Genomic DNA, 16,515 nt, shown 5'->3' on the forward strand with positions numbered 1-16,515 from the left:
GAGCGATGAGCATGAAGACACTGTTGATCGCCACCATCCTGTGCGGTGCAAGCCTTTCAGCCCAGGCGGACAGCGCGTTGGTCAAGCAAGGCGAGTACCTGGCGCGCGCGGGCGACTGCGTGGCCTGCCACACGGCCAAAGGCGGCAAGCCATTCGCCGGCGGGCTGCCCATGGAAACCCCCATCGGCACGGTCTACTCGACCAATATCACCCCTGATGCCAGCGGCATCGGCAACTACAGCTTCGAAGACTTCGACCAAGCCGTGCGCCATGGCGTCGGCAAGGACGGCAGCACGTTGTACCCGGCCATGCCGTATCCCTCGTATGCACGCGTCAGCGATGACGACATGCGCGCGTTGTACGCCTACTTCATGCAGGGCGTCGAGCCGGTGGCGCAGCCGAACAAGGCGACGGACATCCCCTGGCCGTTGAGCATGCGCTGGCCGCTGGCGATCTGGCGGGGGCTGTTCGCGCCGCAGGTGAAGGCCTGGCAGGCCTCGGCTGCCGCCGACCCGGTGGTCAACCGCGGTGCTTATCTGGTCGAAGGGCTGGGGCACTGTGGCGCATGCCATACCCCGCGCGCCCTGACCCTGCAGGAAAAGGCACTGAGCCCGCAGGATGGCGAGCAGTTTCTGGCAGGCAGCGCCCCGCTTGAAGGCTGGATTGCCAAGAGCCTGCGCGGTGATCACAAGGATGGCCTGGGCAGCTGGAGCGAAGCGCAGCTGGTGCAGTTTCTCAAGACCGGCCGAAGCGACCGCAGTGCGGTGTTCGGTGGCATGAGCGATGTGGTCGAGCACAGCATGCAGTACATGAGCGAGGCTGACCTGACGGCCATTGCCCGGTACCTGAAAACGCTGCCGCCCAGCAACCCCGATGACCAGCCGCATGCGTATGACAAGCAGGTCGCCGAGGCGCTGTGGAACGGCGATGACAGCAAGCGCGGGGCGTCGGTATACATCGACAACTGCGCGGCGTGCCACCGCACCGATGGCCATGGCTACAGCCGGGTGTTCCCGGCACTGGCTGGTAACCCGGTGGTGCAGACCACTGATGCCACCTCGCTGATCCATGTGGTGCTGGCCGGTGGCACGGTGCCTGCGACGCACACCGCCCCGTCGAACTTCACCATGCCGGCGTTTGGCTGGCGCCTGAGCGATCAGGAAGTCGCTGATGTGGTGAGCTTCATTCGTACCAGCTGGGGCAACCAGGGCGGGGCGGTGAAGGCGGGCGATGTCGCCAAGCTGCGCACGGATGACCTGAAACACACCTCTGGGGATGACCTTGGGCAGGTAACGACCCACTAATACTTCGCAAAATTCAAGGCTTGCACGCCCCCTGTAGGAGCAGCCTTGTGCTGCGAAAAGGCCGGTACAGACCACAGAAATTCGTGGCGGGTACTGGCCTTTTCGCAGCACAAGGCTGCTCCTACCGGGAACGTGTAAACTTGCCGACGAACGGTAGGTGACGAAACGCGCCGGTTTTGGTGTATTGAAACCGGTTTCATAGCCTGTCACCGAAAATAATCACAAGGGACACCCATGACCGATATGCCTGCCAATGCCCGCGAGCGGGTGACCATCAGCGAAGTAGCCCGTGTGGCCGGCGTGTCCAAGGCCACTGTCTCGCGCTACATCGGTGGCGATCGCCAGTTGCTGGCCGAGGCGACCGCCAAGCGCCTGGAAGAAGTCATCGAGCGCCTCGGCTATCGCCCCAACCAGATGGCCAGGGGCCTCAAACGCGGCCAGACTCGGCTGATCGGCATGCTGGTGGCAGACATCCTCAACCCCTATTCGGTGGCGGTGATGCACGGCGTCGAAACCGCCTGCCGCCAACACGGCTACAGCCTGGTGGTGTGCAACACCAACCGCGACGACGATCAAGAGCGCCATCACCTGGTGGCCCTGCAGTCCTACAACGTCGAGGGCCTGATCGTGAACACCCTCGGCCATCATCCCGGCGAACTGCTGAACCTGCAGCGCGAGATGCCCATGGTGCTGGTGGACCGCCAACTGCCTGAACTCAATGTCGACCTGGTCGGCCTGGACAATGCCGACGCCGTCGAACAAGCCCTGGATCACCTGCAGGCGCAAGGCTACCGCGACATTCTGGCGGTAACCGAACCGCTCGATGGCACCAGTTCGCGCCAAGAGCGGGTGCAGGCATTTGGCGCTTCCATCAACCGGCGCCCGGGCATGCGTCAACAGGTGCTGGAAGTCAGCCCCGACCTTCACGCCGGCCTGGCTTCATTTCTTTCGGCCAGCGGTCATGGCCCTCAAGCAATCTTCACCTTCAACGGTGTGGCGACGCTGGCCGTCACCCGAACCCTGCACGACGCCGGCTGCGGCTTGTTCGACGACGTCGGCCTGATCGCCCTCGACGAACTGGACTGGTACCCCTTGGTCGGCAGCGGCATCACGGCATTGGCCCAACCCACCGAGCGTATCGGCGTGGCGGCATTCGAGTGCCTGCTGGGCCGCCTGCGCGGCGAACGCGGGGCGCCACGGCGCATCGACTTCAAGGCCGACCTGATCATCCGAGGTTCAACCCACTCACGCGACTGAACGAAAGGCACGTTGCGGCTTGACGTGCATAAAAATGAAACCGGTTTCATAAGGACAATAACAATGCGCTCGAACCCCGTTTCCATCAGCCTCTCCAGCTACGGTGCCAGCTTGGTACGGCAGCGCGGCCAGCAACATTTTCTGGACATGCTGGCCGCTGCCGGCGTAACCCGTGTCGAATTTCGTGAAGAACTGTTCGAAAGCGCGCCGGACACCGAAGCGCTGGCCGCCGCCGTCACCGCGTTGCGGCTCGAATGCCTGTATTCCACGCCCCTTGAACTGTGGACGGCGCAGGGCCTGCCAGACCCACGCCTGACGCAGAAACTGGCGCTGGCCCGCGCGATGGGCGCGGTGGCCCTGAAGGTATCGCTGGGGCATTTCGATGACACCTGCGATGTGGCGGCCTTACGCTCGCTGTTGCCTGACGATGGCCCCCAGCTGTTGGTCGAGAACGACCAGACCGAGCAAGGCGGGCGGATCGCGCCGCTGCTCACGTTCTTCCAGCGCGCCGATGACCTTGGGCTGGCGCTGGGCATGACGTTCGACATCGGTAACTGGCAATGGCAGGGCGAGCCTGTGCAGCAAGCGGCTCGCCAACTGGGGCGTTGGGTGCGTTATGTGCACTGCAAGGCGGTCGAGCGCCAGCCTGGTGGGCGACTGGTCGCCGTGCCGCCGCAGGCTGATGATCTGCAAGCGTGGGATGCCTTGCTGGCCGCGTTCACGCCCGGCGTGGTGCGTGCCGTGGAATACCCGTTGGCCGCCGACGACTTGCTCGCGCTGACCCGTGCCCAGGTAGTGGCGCTGTCTGCGCTGGGCCTGGCCGAGGAGGTCAGCCATGCATGAGCATGACGTGCTGTGCTTCGGCGAAACCATGGCCATGTTCGTCGCCGAGCAGGTGGGAGACCTGGCGCATGTCGGGCAGTTCGGCAAACGCATCGCCGGTGCCGACAGCAACGTTGCCATCGGCCTGTCGCGGCTGGGCTTCAAGGTCCGCTGGCTGAGCCGGGTGGGCGACGACTCCCTGGGGCGCTTCGTCCTCGACAGCCTGCGCCGGGAAGGCCTGGACTGCAGTGACGTTGAAGTCGACCCGCAACACCCCACCGGTTTTCAGCTCAAAGCCCGCTGCGATGATGGCAGTGACCCGGCAGTGGAATACTTTCGCAGCCATTCAGCGGCGCGCCGTTTGTCCCCGGCATTGATCCGCCCACATTGGCTGCAGGCCCGCCACCTGCATGCCACTGGCATTCCGCTGGCGCTTTCAGCCGAGTGCAGGGCCTTGTCGCATGCATTGGTGGATGGCATGCGCGCTGCCGGGCGAAGCATTTCCTTTGACCCTAACCTGCGCCCATCGCTGTGGCCGGACCGCACGCACATGATCCACGAGATCAATGCCCTGGCAGTCAAGGCTGACTGGGTACTGCCGGGCCTTGAAGAAGGCCGCCTGCTGACCGGCCAGCACGCACCGGCGGACATTGCCGCGTTCTACCTCGACAAAGGGGTGGAGCTGGTGGTGATCAAGCTGGGGGACGAAGGCGCGTATTTTCGCACCGCCAAAGGCGATGGCCAGGTAGCCCCGGTGCCGGTGGCCAAGGTGGTGGACACCGTCGGTGCGGGTGACGCCTTTGCTGTCGGCGTGCTCAGTGCGCTGCTCGAAGGCCGTGAACTGCCCGAGGCGGTGGCGCGCGGCAACTGGTGTGGCAGCCGCGCCGTGCAGTCGCGCGGCGACATGGAAGGCTTGCCGCTGCGTCACGAACTCGAAACCCATGACCTGCGCATAAGCGCCTGAACGCCTGGCCCCTACCTGTTGCGACAAAAACAAAAAGCTCAGGAGTACACATGATGCAAACGACAAGTCTCGCGCGTCGCCGTTGGTGGTACATCATCCCAATCGTGTTCATCACCTACAGCCTGGCCTACCTGGACCGTGCCAACTATGGGTTCGCGGCAGCGTCCGGCATGGCCGACGACCTTAAAATCACCCCGGTGCTGTCGTCGTTGCTGGGTGCGCTGTTTTTCCTTGGCTACTTTTTCTTCCAGGTACCTGGGGCCATCTACGCCGAAAAACGCAGCGTCAAGAAGCTGATCTTCGTCAGCCTGATCCTCTGGGGCGGCCTGGCCACGCTGACCGGCATGATCAGCAATGTGTACATGCTGATCGGCATCCGCTTCCTGCTTGGCGTGGTGGAAGCCGCGGTGATGCCGGCGATGCTGGTGTACCTCTGCCATTGGTTCACCCGCGCCGAACGGTCCCGGGCCAACACCTTCCTGATGCTCGGTAACCCGGTGACCATCCTGTGGATGTCGGTGGTGTCGGGCTACCTCATCAAGCACTACGACTGGCGCTGGATGTTCATCATCGAAGGCCTGCCTGCGGTGATCTGGGCGTTCTTCTGGTGGCGCCTGGTGGACGACCGCCCGGCTCAGGTCAAGTGGCTTAGCGAGCAGGAAAAGACCGATCTGGAAAACGCCCTGGCAGCAGAACAGCAGGGCATCAAACCGGTGAAGAACTACCGCGAAGCGTTCCGCTCGCCTCAGGTGATCATCCTGTCGATGCAGTACTTCTGCTGGAGCATCGGCGTGTACGGCTTCGTGCTCTGGCTGCCGTCGATTCTGAAACAGGCGGCCAACGTCGACATCGTCCAGGCCGGCTGGTTGTCGTCGGTGCCCTATCTGGCGGCGGTGCTGGCCATGGTCGGGGTGTCCTGGGCGTCGGACCGCTTGCAGAAGCGCAAGCGCTTCGTCTGGCCGCCCCTGTTGATTGCGGCGCTGGCGTTCTATGGCTCCTATGCCTTGGGCAGCGAGCACTTCTGGTTGTCCTACGCATTGCTGGTGGTTGCCGGCGCCTGCATGTACGCGCCCTATGGGCCGTTTTTCGCCATCGTGCCGGAGATTCTGCCCAGCAACGTCGCCGGTGGCGCCATGGCCTTGATCAACAGCATGGGCGCGCTGGGTTCATTCGGCGGCTCGTGGCTGGTCGGTTACCTCAATGGTGCAACCGGCGGGCCGGGCGCCTCGTACCTGTTCATGTGCGGAGCACTGCTGACGGCAGTCGCGCTCACGGCGGCGCTTAAAACCTCACACACCGCTGGGCGGGCCAAGCGCGGCGGCTCTCATCTGGCCACGAGCCACTAGGAAATCCTGCTATGAAGAAGCGAATCGTCCTTTACAAGCGCCTGTCCGACACGTTGATGGCGCGCCTGCAGCAACAGGTTGACGTGACGTGGGTGGACACGGCCGGGCCCGATGGCCTTGCCCGCCTGCGCGATGCGTTGCCGGGCGCTCAAGGGCTGTTGGGTGCCAGCCTGCGCCTGGACAGCAGCCTGCTGGACCTGGCCCCGCAACTGGAGGTGGTCGCCAGCGTATCGGTAGGCGTGGACAACTACGACATCGCCGACTTGACCCGGCGTGGCGTGATGCTGACCAACACGCCCGACGTACTGACCGAAACCACCGCCGACACCGGCTTTGCCTTGATCCTGGCCAGTGCGCGTCGGGTCGTGGAGCTGGCGGGCTGGGTGCGTGACGGCCAGTGGCAAGCCAACCTTGGGCCTGCGCACTTTGGCACGGATGTGCACGGCAAGACCTTGGGCATCATTGGCATGGGGCGGATTGGCGAAGCGTTGGCCCGGCGTGGCGCGGCCGGTTTCGGCATGCGTGTGCTTTACCACAGCCGACGCGCCAAGCCTGCGGTGGAGGCCCGTTACGACGCCCACCATTGCAGCCTTGACGACCTTCTGCAACAAGCCGATTTCGTCTGCCTGACCGTGCCGCTGAGTGCCGCCACCGAGGGCTTGATCGGCGCGCGTGAGCTTGCCCTAATGAAGCCTGAGGCAATGCTGGTGAACATTGCGCGTGGGCTTGTGGTGGACGAAGCTGCGCTGATCGAGGCCTTGCGGGAGAAACGCATCCGCGGCGCGGGCCTGGATGTGTTCGTCCAGGAGCCGTTGCCCAGCGATTCGCCGCTGCTGCAACTGGACAACGTGGTGGCGACCCCGCACATCGGTTCGGCCACCCACGATACCCGTGAGGCCATGGCGCGCTGCGCGGTCGACAACCTGCTCAGCGCGCTGGCCGGTGAGCGCCCGGCAAACCTGGTGAACCCAACAGCCGGGCGTTGATGCACCGAAGCGCAGCGGTTACCGGCAGTTGCCCGCCTTGCGGTAGCCGGCCGCTTGCGCTTCGCCCTCGGAGCCGAACATCACCTGGTTCTTCGAGGCCACCTGGGTGTAGCCCGGGCAGCCACTGGCCAGGTGATAGACATGGCTGTTGCGGTTGCCGAGCACGGCGCCTGTTGCCGCGGTGCTGGCCAGGCTGGGCTTGGCCGCTTCGCTGACCGGTTTGGCCGGCATGGTTTGCACCACGCCACTGCCAACAGGCTTGTAGTCGGCTGTCCATTTGCGTTCGCCCGTCACGAACGGGTTGGCGTGCCCCATGATGGCGGCGATGCGCCGGTCACGTTCTTTTTCCCAGGCCGAGACGGGGTGCTGTTTGTCCCAGGCCATCAGCAGTTGCTGCTGTTGACGCGACATGCTCAGCTTGTAGCGGTCGAACATGTAGAAAGTGGTACGGGCAACCAGGCCCTTCACTTCGTCACGCGGCTCGGCGGCGCGCTGCACGAAATCGACCTTGGTCGAGCACTGGCCGTATTGCCCGGCGTTGCCAGCGACCATGCCGTAGTTGAAGTTGCTGCGGTCACCGTTGACTTCGCCCACGGCCGGGTAGAGGTTGAACAGGTCGGCTTCCATCGCGCGGAAGACCGGGTCGTCATCGACACAATGCTCGCGGCCGCCGTTTTTCCAGCATTGGCGCTGATTGCCGAAGGTATAGGCCGGCACGATGTGTTCCCACTCGGTACGCTCGGCGCGGTTTTGCTGTTTGCGGGTTTCATAACCGCAGGAGGCAGCATCGATGCGCCCACCTGACTTGCCCACCCAGGTCCATTTGCAGCCGCAATACAGGTCGCCCATGGCGCTGCTTGCCTGGTCCAGGTAGACCTTTTGCTTGGCGACGACCTTGGCTTCGGTGAAGGTGGAAGGCGGGTTGGCGAAGGCGGGGAGATTGACGGCGAGCAGGAGCGTTACGGCATAAAGCAGTTTTTTCATGGGGGCAGCAGGTTTCAGTTAAGGAACTGCATTCTAATCGAAATCTAACCTGTTGATTTGGGTTGAATCCCCTCCGGTCAAGCGCGGTCCTGGTAGGAGCAGCCTTGTGCTGCGAAGAGGCCGGTACAGACCACAGTATTTCGTCTCTGGTACTGGCCTCTTCGCAGCACAAGGCTGCTCCTACAATGCGATGACGTCAGCTAGCTGCCAGTTCGTTGGCAGGCCGCTGGGTTTCTGCGCCCGCATGCACCGGCGCCGGTCCAGTAATCACCGCATCACTGGCAAACAGGCTGCGCATCAGGCTGTACCCGGTCAGCAGCATGTAGAACGCAATCGGCAGGCCGACCACGATGCTGGCCATCTGAATCGCCAGCAAGCCGCCGGCAATCACCAGGCTGGCCGCGATGGCGCCCTCCAGCACACACCACAGCACGCGTATCCAGTTGGGTGGGTCGATGCTGCCCAGCGAGTTGAGCATGCACAGCACCTGGGTTCCGGCATCGGCCGCAGTGACGAAATGCACGGCCAGCAGCAGGCAGATGATCACGCTGAGGATTGCACCCAGCGTCGGGCCGTCGAGGCGGTCGAGCAAGGTGAACATGGCCGTGGTGGTTTCCTTGCGCGTGGCTTCCAGAATCGGGCCACCCTGGAACGCGCCGGCCGCTGCCTGCTCGGCGACCGGCAATGCTTGATAGGCGTGGCGCACTTGCTGCTCATCCTTCAGCGCGGCACCGCCGAACACGGCCATCCACAAAATAGTCACCAAGGTCGGCACCAGCAACGCGCCGAACACCAGTTCGCGGATGGTCCGGCCACGGGAAATCCGGGCAATGAACAGGCCAACGAACGGCCCCCAGGTCATCCACCACGGCCAATAGAAAGCGGTCCAGCTCTTCTGCCAACTGCTGTCGGCCTGGGCGTCGGTCCAGAAACTCATGCCGATGATGTTCTGCGCGTAGTCGCCCGCCGACTCGAACAGCAGGTTCATGATGTAATGGGTTGGGCCTAGGGCCAGCACCACCAGCATCAGCCCCAGGGAAATCCACATGTTCAGTGTCGACAGGCGCTTCATGCCACGCGATACACCGGCCACCAGCGAGATCGAGGCGATCACGGTGACGACGGCGATGATGCTCAGCTTGAACGACAAGGTGACTGGCGTGCCGAACACCTGATGCATGCCCATGTTGATCTGCTCGACGCCCAACCCCAGCGATTGCGACACCCCGAATGCAGTGACCGCGCCACCAATGATGTCGACCGTGTGGCCAATCGGCCCGTAGATGCGGTTGCCGATGATCGGGTAGAGGATCGAGCGCAGCGCCAGCGGCAGCCCTTCACGGTAGGCGAAGTAGGCCAGGCCCAGGCCGATCACGGTGAAGATCGCCCAAGGGTGCAGGCCCCAGTGCAACAGGGTAATGCGCATGGCCATGGACGCGGCCTGGTCGGTGAGCCCCGGTGTGAATGGGTTGCTGGCGTAGTGCAGCACCGGCTCTGCAACCGACCAGAAGATCAGCCCAACGCCCATGCCAGCACTGAACAGCATGGCGATCCAGGCGGCAAAACTGAACTCGGGTTTTTCGTCGGGGCGCCCGAGCTTGAGGGTGCCATAGCGGCTGAAGGCGATGTACACCAGTAAGCCGAGGATGGCGCTGACCAGCGCCAGGTAAAACCACTTGAGGTGGTCGAGAATGGCGTCCGACGCGCCTTTGAATACGCCCGCGGCTTGGTCGCCATGTGAAGCGCAGAGCACCACGAACGCCACCACGATTGAGATCGACCCTACCGTTACAATAGGGTTCAGGCCTTTGAAAAGGCCTTGTTTTGCACGCATCGTCCATATCCTTTTTATTTTCGCAAGACGGCAAAAAAGGACGCCCCACTAACAGGGCGTCCTTGTCGAATGTCAGAGGTCGATCACCAGGTCCGACGTCGGGCGGCTGCAGCACAGCAGCCGCAGGCCTTTGTCGATTTCACGCTGGCGAATGCCGCCGTTGTGCTTCATTTCAACGCTGCCCTGCAATACCGCGGTCTTGCAGGTACCGCACACACCTTGGCTGCACGAGGAGGGGACTACGGCACCGGCTTTTTTGGCAGCGGCCAGTACGGTCTGGTCGGCGCTCATGGTGAATTCCTTGCCAGAGCGGGCAAGGCGCACGGTGAAGCTGTCCAAGGCCTGGCCGGGGGCGGCGGGGGCGGCTGCCGGCTCGGCTTCGGCGTTGATGTCGAAGCTTTCCTGGTGGTAGCGGGCCAAGTCGAAACCAGCGCCCGCCAACAAGGCTTTGGTCGCCTCCATGTAGCCCTTAGGCCCGCAGGTGAACACCGCCCGCTCCTTGAAGTCGGGGATCTGGCGCTGCAGAGCGTCCAGCGACAGGCGCCCGATCGGGCCGTCCCAGTCGGGCTCGTCGCCAGCGCCTTCGCAGAAGAACAGCGTCCGCAGCCCTGGCATGGAGCGTTCGAGGCGCGCCAGTTCATCGCGGAAGATGATGTCTTTAGGCGTACGCGCACTGTGCACGAAGACGATGTCCAGGTCGGCGTGCAGGTCGGCGGCGGCGCGGGTCATCGCCATCAGCGGGGTGACGCCGGAGCCGGCCGACAGGTACAGCAATTTGCGCGCAGGGCCCGCCACTGGGGTAAAGACGCCCGCGGGGCCAGAGGCGGCCAGGGCGTGGCCAGGGCGCAGGTTATCGTGCAACCAGTTGGACACCGTGCCGCCCGGCACCCGCTTGACCGTGATGGCAAAGGTGAACGGCCGGGTCGGTGTCGAGGACAGGGTGTAGCAACGCGACACGCTGGCCCCCGCAATCACAGGCGACACAGTGAGGAACTGGCCCGGTTCATAGGCAAGCGCCGGGTAGTCTGGGCTGTGGAAGGTGAAGGTCTTCACGTCGTGGGTCTCGTCCACGACGCTCAGGCATTCGATGCGTTTGCTTTCACCGCTGGCCCACTGGGCACCATGGGCGGCCCAGTGGTCGGTGTCGGTGAAGCGCTGGTCGGCACGCAGGCCGGCAATGTTCTGGGCAATGTTCTCGAGCACGGTCATCTCCTTCACACCCCATGTGCCGCGAGGCGCGAGGTGTACCAGCGGGCGAACTGGTCGACGTACGGCTCGGTGTAGGTGGAGTAGGGGCCTGGGACGAAGGCGGGGTCTTGGGTGCCACTGTGGGTGATGGCGACCAGGGCAGCGTCCTGTTGGGTGGTGGCGACCCAGACCTCGGTCAGGCGCTGCAGGTCGTAGTCGACCCCTTCGACGGCATCGCGGTGCACCAGCCATTTGGTGCGCACCAGGGTGCGGTCCGGCGAGAGCGGGATGATCCAGCTGATCATGGCGTGGTCGCTCATCACGTGAGCCCAGGCGTTGTTGCCCCACAGGTGGGTGTCGCCCAGGTCGCGACGGGTCAGGTTGCCCAACAGTTTGCGGCAGGCAACCTGGGTATCGAGTGTCTGCGATTCACCCGCACCGGCGATGATCATGCGCTGGGTGCGAAACTGCGTGGGGGCGTCATCCTGCAAGTGCTCCACAGTCTCGTAGAGCAGGCCCGAACTGGCCCAGTCAGCTTCGATGCCGGCCTTGCGAATTTGATAGGCATCGTAGGACGCGCGAGCCTCGTCGCTCATCTCTTCCAGGCTGACGCCAAGGTCTTCGGACTGGTAGGACACGATCAGTTCCGGGTGGGTGCCGGCGCAGTGGTAGCACTCACGGTTGTTCTCCATCACCAGCTTCCAGTTTCCGTTCTCGATGTAGTCGAGTTCGTAGGCGATGCGGGTATTGGTCAGGTCGAACGGCGCGAAGCGCGGCTCCATCACCGCTTCGAGGTCCTTGATATCTTCAGGCGGGTTGTCGCCCAGGCACACCAGTACATGGGCCCCGACAACCTTGCAGTGCACTGGGATCAGGCTGCGGCACTTGGGGTCGAAGCCCTTGCCCATGTGGCTGGCATGCTTGAGGCTGCCGTCCAGGTCGTAGGTCCACTGGTGGTAGGGGCATACCAGCATGCCGACGGTGGATTTGCCTGCTTCTTTCAGGCGCGCGCCGCGGTGGCGGCATACATTGCGGTAGGCGCGAATCTGTTCATCATCGTCGCGCAGGATCAGCACCGACGATTTGCCGATATCGACGGTAAAGACATCACCGGGTTCATCGACATCGGCGGTAACGGCGACCTGTATCCAATGCTGGTTGAAGAAGATTTCCATGTCGGTTTCGAAAACATCCTGGCGGCTGTACAGCGCGCCATTCATGCCAAAACCAGGTTGGCGGGATGCAATCAGTTCGCGATGGGTTTTGCTCGATGAAGGGCGCATTGTTGTCCTCAGGCACTTTTATTTTTAATCGACCAAGACGTCTGGCGCGGATTATTGAAGTGGCCCTGAAAAGACGTCAATGCGCTTAATTTTCAGTGTGGTATTACTTGAGGTTATGCTAGCGGAAGGCTGTAGGGCGGGGGTTTTCAGCGATATTACGGATGGGACAATTAATAGAAGTTTGCTGCGTTAATTAATCCAAGTTGTTCTGTTTCATAGCGGGATCGGAGGCGCACAGCTCCCCCGAATAACCGGTTTTAATGCCCACCCTTCATACGCCGGGCAACGAGATAAATGCCCAAGCCGACCAACGCGGTTGCAGCGCCGATGTACCCCGTACTCGTCCAGCCCATGCCTGCGGTGATGGCCATGCCACCCAACCACGGCCCAAGCGCATTGGCCAGGTTGAACGCGGCGTGGTTCGAGGCTGCTGCAAGGCTGGGGGCTTCATGGGCAATGTCCATCAGGCGGATTTGCAAGGGGGCTGCCAGTGCAATCATGGTGCCCACCAGGCCGACGCCCAGCAGCAGGGTCCATAACGAATGCGCTGCGAAGGTAAAGAACAGCAGCACTGCAATCGACCAGATCAGCACCAGCCCGACGGCGCGGAACTGCAAGCGGTCGAACAACTTGCCACCGGCGATGTTGCCGACGATGCCGCCGACCCCAAAGGCCGCCAGGCCGAAGGGGATCCACTGCGGCGATACCTGGGTCACGTGCAGCATGGTGGGCGCCAGGTAGCTGAACACACAGAACATGCCGGCAAAGCCGATCGATGCAATGGCCAGCGCCATCCACACCTGGGGCAGGGCGAACGCTTTAAGTTCTTTGCGCGGGTCGCTGCGCACTTCATCGTGCGGTTGCGGCACGAAGCGCCAGACCAGGGCGATGGTGCACAGGGCGATCGCCCCGACCAACACAAAGGCAGAGCGCCAGCCGAAGTACTGGCCCAGTAAGGTGGCAACCGGGTTGCCCAGCAACATGGCCAGCGTCAGGCCCATCATCACCCGCGCCACGGCACCTGCCCGTTGGTTATTGGCGACCATGCTCGATGCCACCACCGCAGCGATGCCGAAGTAGGCGCCATGGGGCAGGCCGCTGATGAAGCGGAAAGCGACCAGGCCGCCGAACGAGGGGGCGAACGCCGTGGCCAGGTTGCCAAGGGCATACAGCGCCATCAACAGCAGCAACATGTGCTTGCGCAGCAGCTTGGCCCCCAAAATCGCCAGGGTCGGGGCACCGACCATCACGCCCAGCGCGTAGGCACTGATGGCGTGGCCCACCTGGGGCTCGCTCAGCTGCAGGTTGCTGGCGATGTCCGGCATCAACCCCATAATGGCGAATTCGCCGGTACCGATGGCAAAGCTGCCCAGCGCCATGGCGGCTTCCATCTTGGCGACAGTGCTCTTCGGCAGGGCTAGCGGTGGTGCTTCATGGACAGACATTTGAATCCCTTTTGAAACATGCTGAAACGTTCAACGCGGGATCATAGACAATCTCTGGCCAAAACGTCGAGGCCGCAGCCTCGCCCACAGGCGCAACCCTTCGGTGTAGGAGCAGCCTTGTGCTGCGAAGAGGCCAGTGCAAGCAACGAAGACTGATGGTGGTTTCACCGGCCTCTTCGCAGCACAAGGCTGCTCCTACCTGGCCGCGCGACAGAAGCGCCCGATCGCATCACACGCTGCCATCAGCGACGCATCGTCCAGCGCGTAGGCAATGCGCAGGTAAGGCCCGAGCCCGAAGGCACTGCCATGCACCACGGCGACATCGGCTTCGTCGAGCAGGGCCAGCGCGACATCCTCGTCAGTGGCCAGGTAACGACCACCCGGGGAGGTCTTGCCGATCAGCCCGGCGCAATTGGCAAAGGCATAGAATGCCCCGGCCGGTTGCTCGCAGTGCAGCCCTGGGATCCGATCAATCGCCTTCACCATCAGGTCACGGCGGCGCTGAAACACGTCCCGGCTTTGATGGATGAACGCTTTCGGGCCTACCAGCGCAGCAACCGCCGCCTGCTGAGAGACCGAGCACGCACCCGAGGTCTGTTGCCCCTGCAGCTTCTCCATGGCCGCCAGCAGCCAGCGCGGGCCCGTGGCAAAACCGATGCGCCAGCCCGTCATGGCATAGGCCTTGGATACGCCATTCATGGTCAGTGTGCGTTCGGCGAGCCGAGGTTCCACCTGGGCCAGGGTATGGAAGCGCTGATCGTCGAAAATCAGGTGCTCGTAAATGTCATCCGCCAGCACCAATACGTGTGGGTTTGCCAGCAGCACCGTAGCCAAGGCCTGCAGCTCGGCAACGCTGTAGACCGCGCCGGTCGGGTTGGACGGCGAGTTGAGGATCAGCCAGCGGGTGCGCGGCGTGATCGCGGCACCAAGCGCTTCAGGCGTCAGCTTGAAACCGCTGCTGGCCTCACACGTGACGATCACGCTGCGGGCGCCACACAGTTGGACCATCTCCGGGTAGCTGACCCAGTAGGGCGCTGGCACGATGACCTCGTCGCCGGCATTGAGGGTCGCTGCCAAGGCGTTGTAGATCACCTGTTTGCCGCCGCTGGCGACCAATGTGTCCTGCCACTCGACCTGCAAGCCATTCTCGTGGCGGAACTTGGCCGCCACCGCTTCGCGCAGGGCGCGGCTGCCAGCGACTTGGGTGTAGCGCGTATGGCCTTGGTCGATCGCCTGCTTGGCGGCGTCGCGGATGTGCGCGGGTGTGTCGAAGTCTGGCTCGCCCGCGCACAGCGAAATGATCGTGGCCCCCGCCGCGCGGCGTTGGGCGACGCGGTCCATGATGCCGTAGGTGGCCGAGGGGCGGGCGCTGGCCAGGTTAAGGTTCAGGCGCTGGACGCCGCCGTCGGTGTCCTGCTCGCTCATCGGTGGTGCTCCGTATTGATCGCATCAAATTGGCTGTCATGCATCACGTCGGCCACCGAGCGGCCAGCGCGCACAGCATCCACCATGCCGGCCTGGCGGCGGGCGATGCGCTCGGCCAGGTCCAGCACCTGCCCGATGTGGGCCTGGGTGACGAAGACAGTGCCGCAGTTGTCGGCAATCACGTAGTCGTTTTCATCCACTGCTACACCTGCCACCTGGACGGTGCAGGCTGCGTCGACCTGGACCACGCGATTGCGTGCGCTGACCATGGTCACGCCACGGCCATACACCGGATAACCGATGTCGGCGCTGCCGTCGATGTCGCGGCTGCAACCGTCGATGATGCTGCCGCGCACGTGCCGGGCCACGGCGGCATTGGCCAGAATGTCGCCCCAGCAAGAGATCCCGTCGATGCCGCCGGCGATCACCAGTACGCGGTCATCACTGGCGATCGCTTCGATCACCGGGCTGATCAAGTGCACGGTCGGTGCACGGTCGGTCTTGGCTTCCAGTTGCACAGTGCTGGCGCGGCCGACCACCTTGGGGCAGTGCCATAACGGGCGCAGACCGAACGTGGCGCCGGGCAGGCCGAGGAAGTCGAGGGCGTCGGACACGGTGTTGGTGTCCAGCGCCGCCAGGCGTTGTAGCACGCTGTCTTGGCTCATGGGTGAACCTCTTTGGTGAAGGAGGCATGAGTGTCCGACAGGCTGTTTGATAGGTATATTCCTTATCAAGGATGTTAAACATATGCCCAACCTATGGAACCGCCATGATCAATTTCCGCCTTATCCGCCACCTTTGGCTGTTCCTGGCTGTTGCTGAGGAAAAGAACTTTGGGCGGGCCGCGAAACGCCTGGGCATGACCCAGCCGCCGCTCACCGAGCAGATCCAAATTCTTGAGCAGGCATTGAAGGTCAAGCTGTTCGACCGTTCCCGGCGCGGTGCGGCGTTGACCCCGGTGGGCGCCGCCATCCTGCCGGCGGTACGCAAGTTCGCCGACCAACTCGAACGCCTGGAACTGGCCGTGGAAGAAGCCGTGGCGGGCCATCAGGGCATGGTCACCATCGGTGCCATCTCGTCGGCTATGTTCGACGTGCTGCCGGAGGTGATCGAGCGCTTCAAGCAGGACCACCCTCAGGTCACGGTCTCGGTACGTGAAATCGACAGCGTCGAGGCGGTGCCTTCGCTGGAGGCGGGCGATATCGACCTGGCGTTCGCGAGGCTGGATGGCGACCTGGGCAAGGGCATCGAATGGCGCCCGTTGACGGAAGAGCAACTGATGGTGGCACTGCCGGTTGATCACCCACTGGCAAACCATAACGAGATCGCGCTGGCGAGCCTGGCCAGCGAGCCGCTGGTGATGTTCGCGCGCAAGGTCAGCCCCTTGTACTTCGATAACCTGATTGCCACCTGCCGCGCCAACGGGTTTTCGCCTCGAGTGCTGCACGAAGTGCGTTCGGTGGCGTCCCAGATAGCCTTCGTCAGCTGCGGGCAGGGTATCGCCCTGGTGCCGGCGGCCATGAAAAAACTGGCACCGGCGAACGTGGTCATACGCCCGCTGGCGCAGCAGGTGAGTGTGGTGACCACCACCTACGCCTGGAATGCCGAGCGCGCCAACCCACTGGTGCAGGCATTGGTAAACCAGCTGAGCGAACGCATTTCATAGGTTTGGCCTAT

At 63.3% G+C, this 16,515-nt stretch carries 14 protein-coding genes; 7 read left to right on the top strand and 7 right to left on the bottom strand.

Going from position 1 to position 16,515, the window contains the following annotated elements; genetic code table 11:
* The first annotated feature begins 11 nt into the window (after nucleotides 1–11).
* The 6 genes from MFF34_RS11910 (at nucleotide 12) to MFF34_RS11935 (ending at nucleotide 6,679) form a co-directional block, all read left to right on the top strand.
* Complete coding sequence (locus MFF34_RS11910) at nucleotides 12–1,304, top strand: cytochrome c (protein ID WP_238213914.1); 1,293 nt, start codon at nucleotides 12–14, stop codon at nucleotides 1,302–1,304.
* 234 nt (nucleotides 1,305–1,538) lie between these two features.
* On the top strand, nucleotides 1,539–2,561 hold the full coding sequence (locus MFF34_RS11915; RefSeq protein ID WP_238213916.1) for a LacI family DNA-binding transcriptional regulator: 1,023 nt from the start codon (nucleotides 1,539–1,541) through the stop codon (nucleotides 2,559–2,561).
* 63 nt (nucleotides 2,562–2,624) lie between these two features.
* The gene (locus MFF34_RS11920) at nucleotides 2,625–3,404 is read left to right on the top strand and encodes a sugar phosphate isomerase/epimerase (RefSeq protein WP_238213917.1); all 780 of its coding nucleotides are present in this window, start codon (nucleotides 2,625–2,627) and stop codon (nucleotides 3,402–3,404) included.
* Entirely contained in the window at nucleotides 3,397–4,347 is a 951-nt protein-coding gene (locus tag MFF34_RS11925) for a sugar kinase (RefSeq protein ID WP_027593349.1), read from the top strand. The genes MFF34_RS11920 and MFF34_RS11925 overlap by 8 nt, the downstream gene beginning before the upstream one ends.
* A gap of 53 nt (nucleotides 4,348–4,400) precedes the next feature.
* Nucleotides 4,401–5,693, top strand: coding sequence for an MFS transporter (locus MFF34_RS11930; protein WP_027593348.1), 1,293 nt, complete (start codon nucleotides 4,401–4,403; stop codon nucleotides 5,691–5,693).
* A gap of 11 nt (nucleotides 5,694–5,704) precedes the next feature.
* Nucleotides 5,705–6,679 carry a D-glycerate dehydrogenase gene (locus MFF34_RS11935; RefSeq protein ID WP_238213919.1) on the top strand — a complete coding sequence of 325 codons (975 nt, stop codon included), beginning with the start codon at nucleotides 5,705–5,707 and terminating at the stop codon, nucleotides 6,677–6,679.
* 18 nt (nucleotides 6,680–6,697) lie between these two features.
* Here the strand turns inward: MFF34_RS11935 and MFF34_RS11940 are convergent, their stop codons facing one another.
* The 7 genes from MFF34_RS11940 to MFF34_RS11970 all read right to left on the bottom strand — a co-directional run bounded on the left by MFF34_RS11940 (nucleotide 6,698) and on the right by MFF34_RS11970 (nucleotide 15,503).
* A complete protein-coding gene (locus MFF34_RS11940; RefSeq protein ID WP_238213951.1) occupies nucleotides 6,698–7,663 on the bottom strand; it encodes an endonuclease in 966 nt (321 codons plus the stop codon).
* Nucleotides 7,664–7,859: 196 nt separating this feature from the next.
* Nucleotides 7,860–9,497: a BCCT family transporter gene (locus tag MFF34_RS11945; protein ID WP_238213954.1), complete on the bottom strand. Its 1,638-nt coding sequence runs from the start codon at nucleotides 9,495–9,497 to the stop codon at nucleotides 7,860–7,862.
* 72 nt (nucleotides 9,498–9,569) lie between these two features.
* A complete protein-coding gene (locus MFF34_RS11950) occupies nucleotides 9,570–10,706 on the bottom strand; it encodes a hybrid-cluster NAD(P)-dependent oxidoreductase (protein WP_238213956.1) in 1,137 nt (378 codons plus the stop codon).
* Nucleotides 10,707–10,711: 5 nt separating this feature from the next.
* Nucleotides 10,712–11,905: an SRPBCC family protein gene (locus MFF34_RS11955; RefSeq protein WP_374707389.1), complete on the bottom strand. Its 1,194-nt coding sequence runs from the start codon at nucleotides 11,903–11,905 to the stop codon at nucleotides 10,712–10,714.
* A 320-nt stretch (nucleotides 11,906–12,225) separates the two neighbouring features.
* The gene (locus MFF34_RS11960; RefSeq protein ID WP_371918125.1) at nucleotides 12,226–13,413 is read right to left on the bottom strand and encodes an MFS transporter; all 1,188 of its coding nucleotides are present in this window, start codon (nucleotides 13,411–13,413) and stop codon (nucleotides 12,226–12,228) included.
* 195 nt (nucleotides 13,414–13,608) lie between these two features.
* Nucleotides 13,609–14,838, bottom strand: a complete 1,230-nt coding sequence (locus MFF34_RS11965) for a pyridoxal phosphate-dependent aminotransferase (protein WP_238213960.1) — start codon at nucleotides 14,836–14,838, stop codon at nucleotides 13,609–13,611.
* Nucleotides 14,835–15,503, bottom strand: coding sequence for an RraA family protein (locus MFF34_RS11970; protein ID WP_238213962.1), 669 nt, complete (start codon nucleotides 15,501–15,503; stop codon nucleotides 14,835–14,837). The genes MFF34_RS11965 and MFF34_RS11970 overlap by 4 nt, the downstream gene beginning before the upstream one ends.
* 104 nt (nucleotides 15,504–15,607) lie before the next feature.
* Here MFF34_RS11970 and MFF34_RS11975 point away from each other — a divergent pair, with 104 nt between their 5' ends.
* Complete coding sequence (locus MFF34_RS11975) at nucleotides 15,608–16,504, top strand: LysR family transcriptional regulator (RefSeq protein WP_238213964.1); 897 nt, start codon at nucleotides 15,608–15,610, stop codon at nucleotides 16,502–16,504.
* Nucleotides 16,505–16,515: the final 11 nt, after the last annotated feature.

The organism is Pseudomonas sp. PAGU 2196 (assembly GCF_022179005.1).
GTDB lineage: Bacteria > Pseudomonadota > Gammaproteobacteria > Pseudomonadales > Pseudomonadaceae > Aquipseudomonas > Aquipseudomonas kermanshahensis.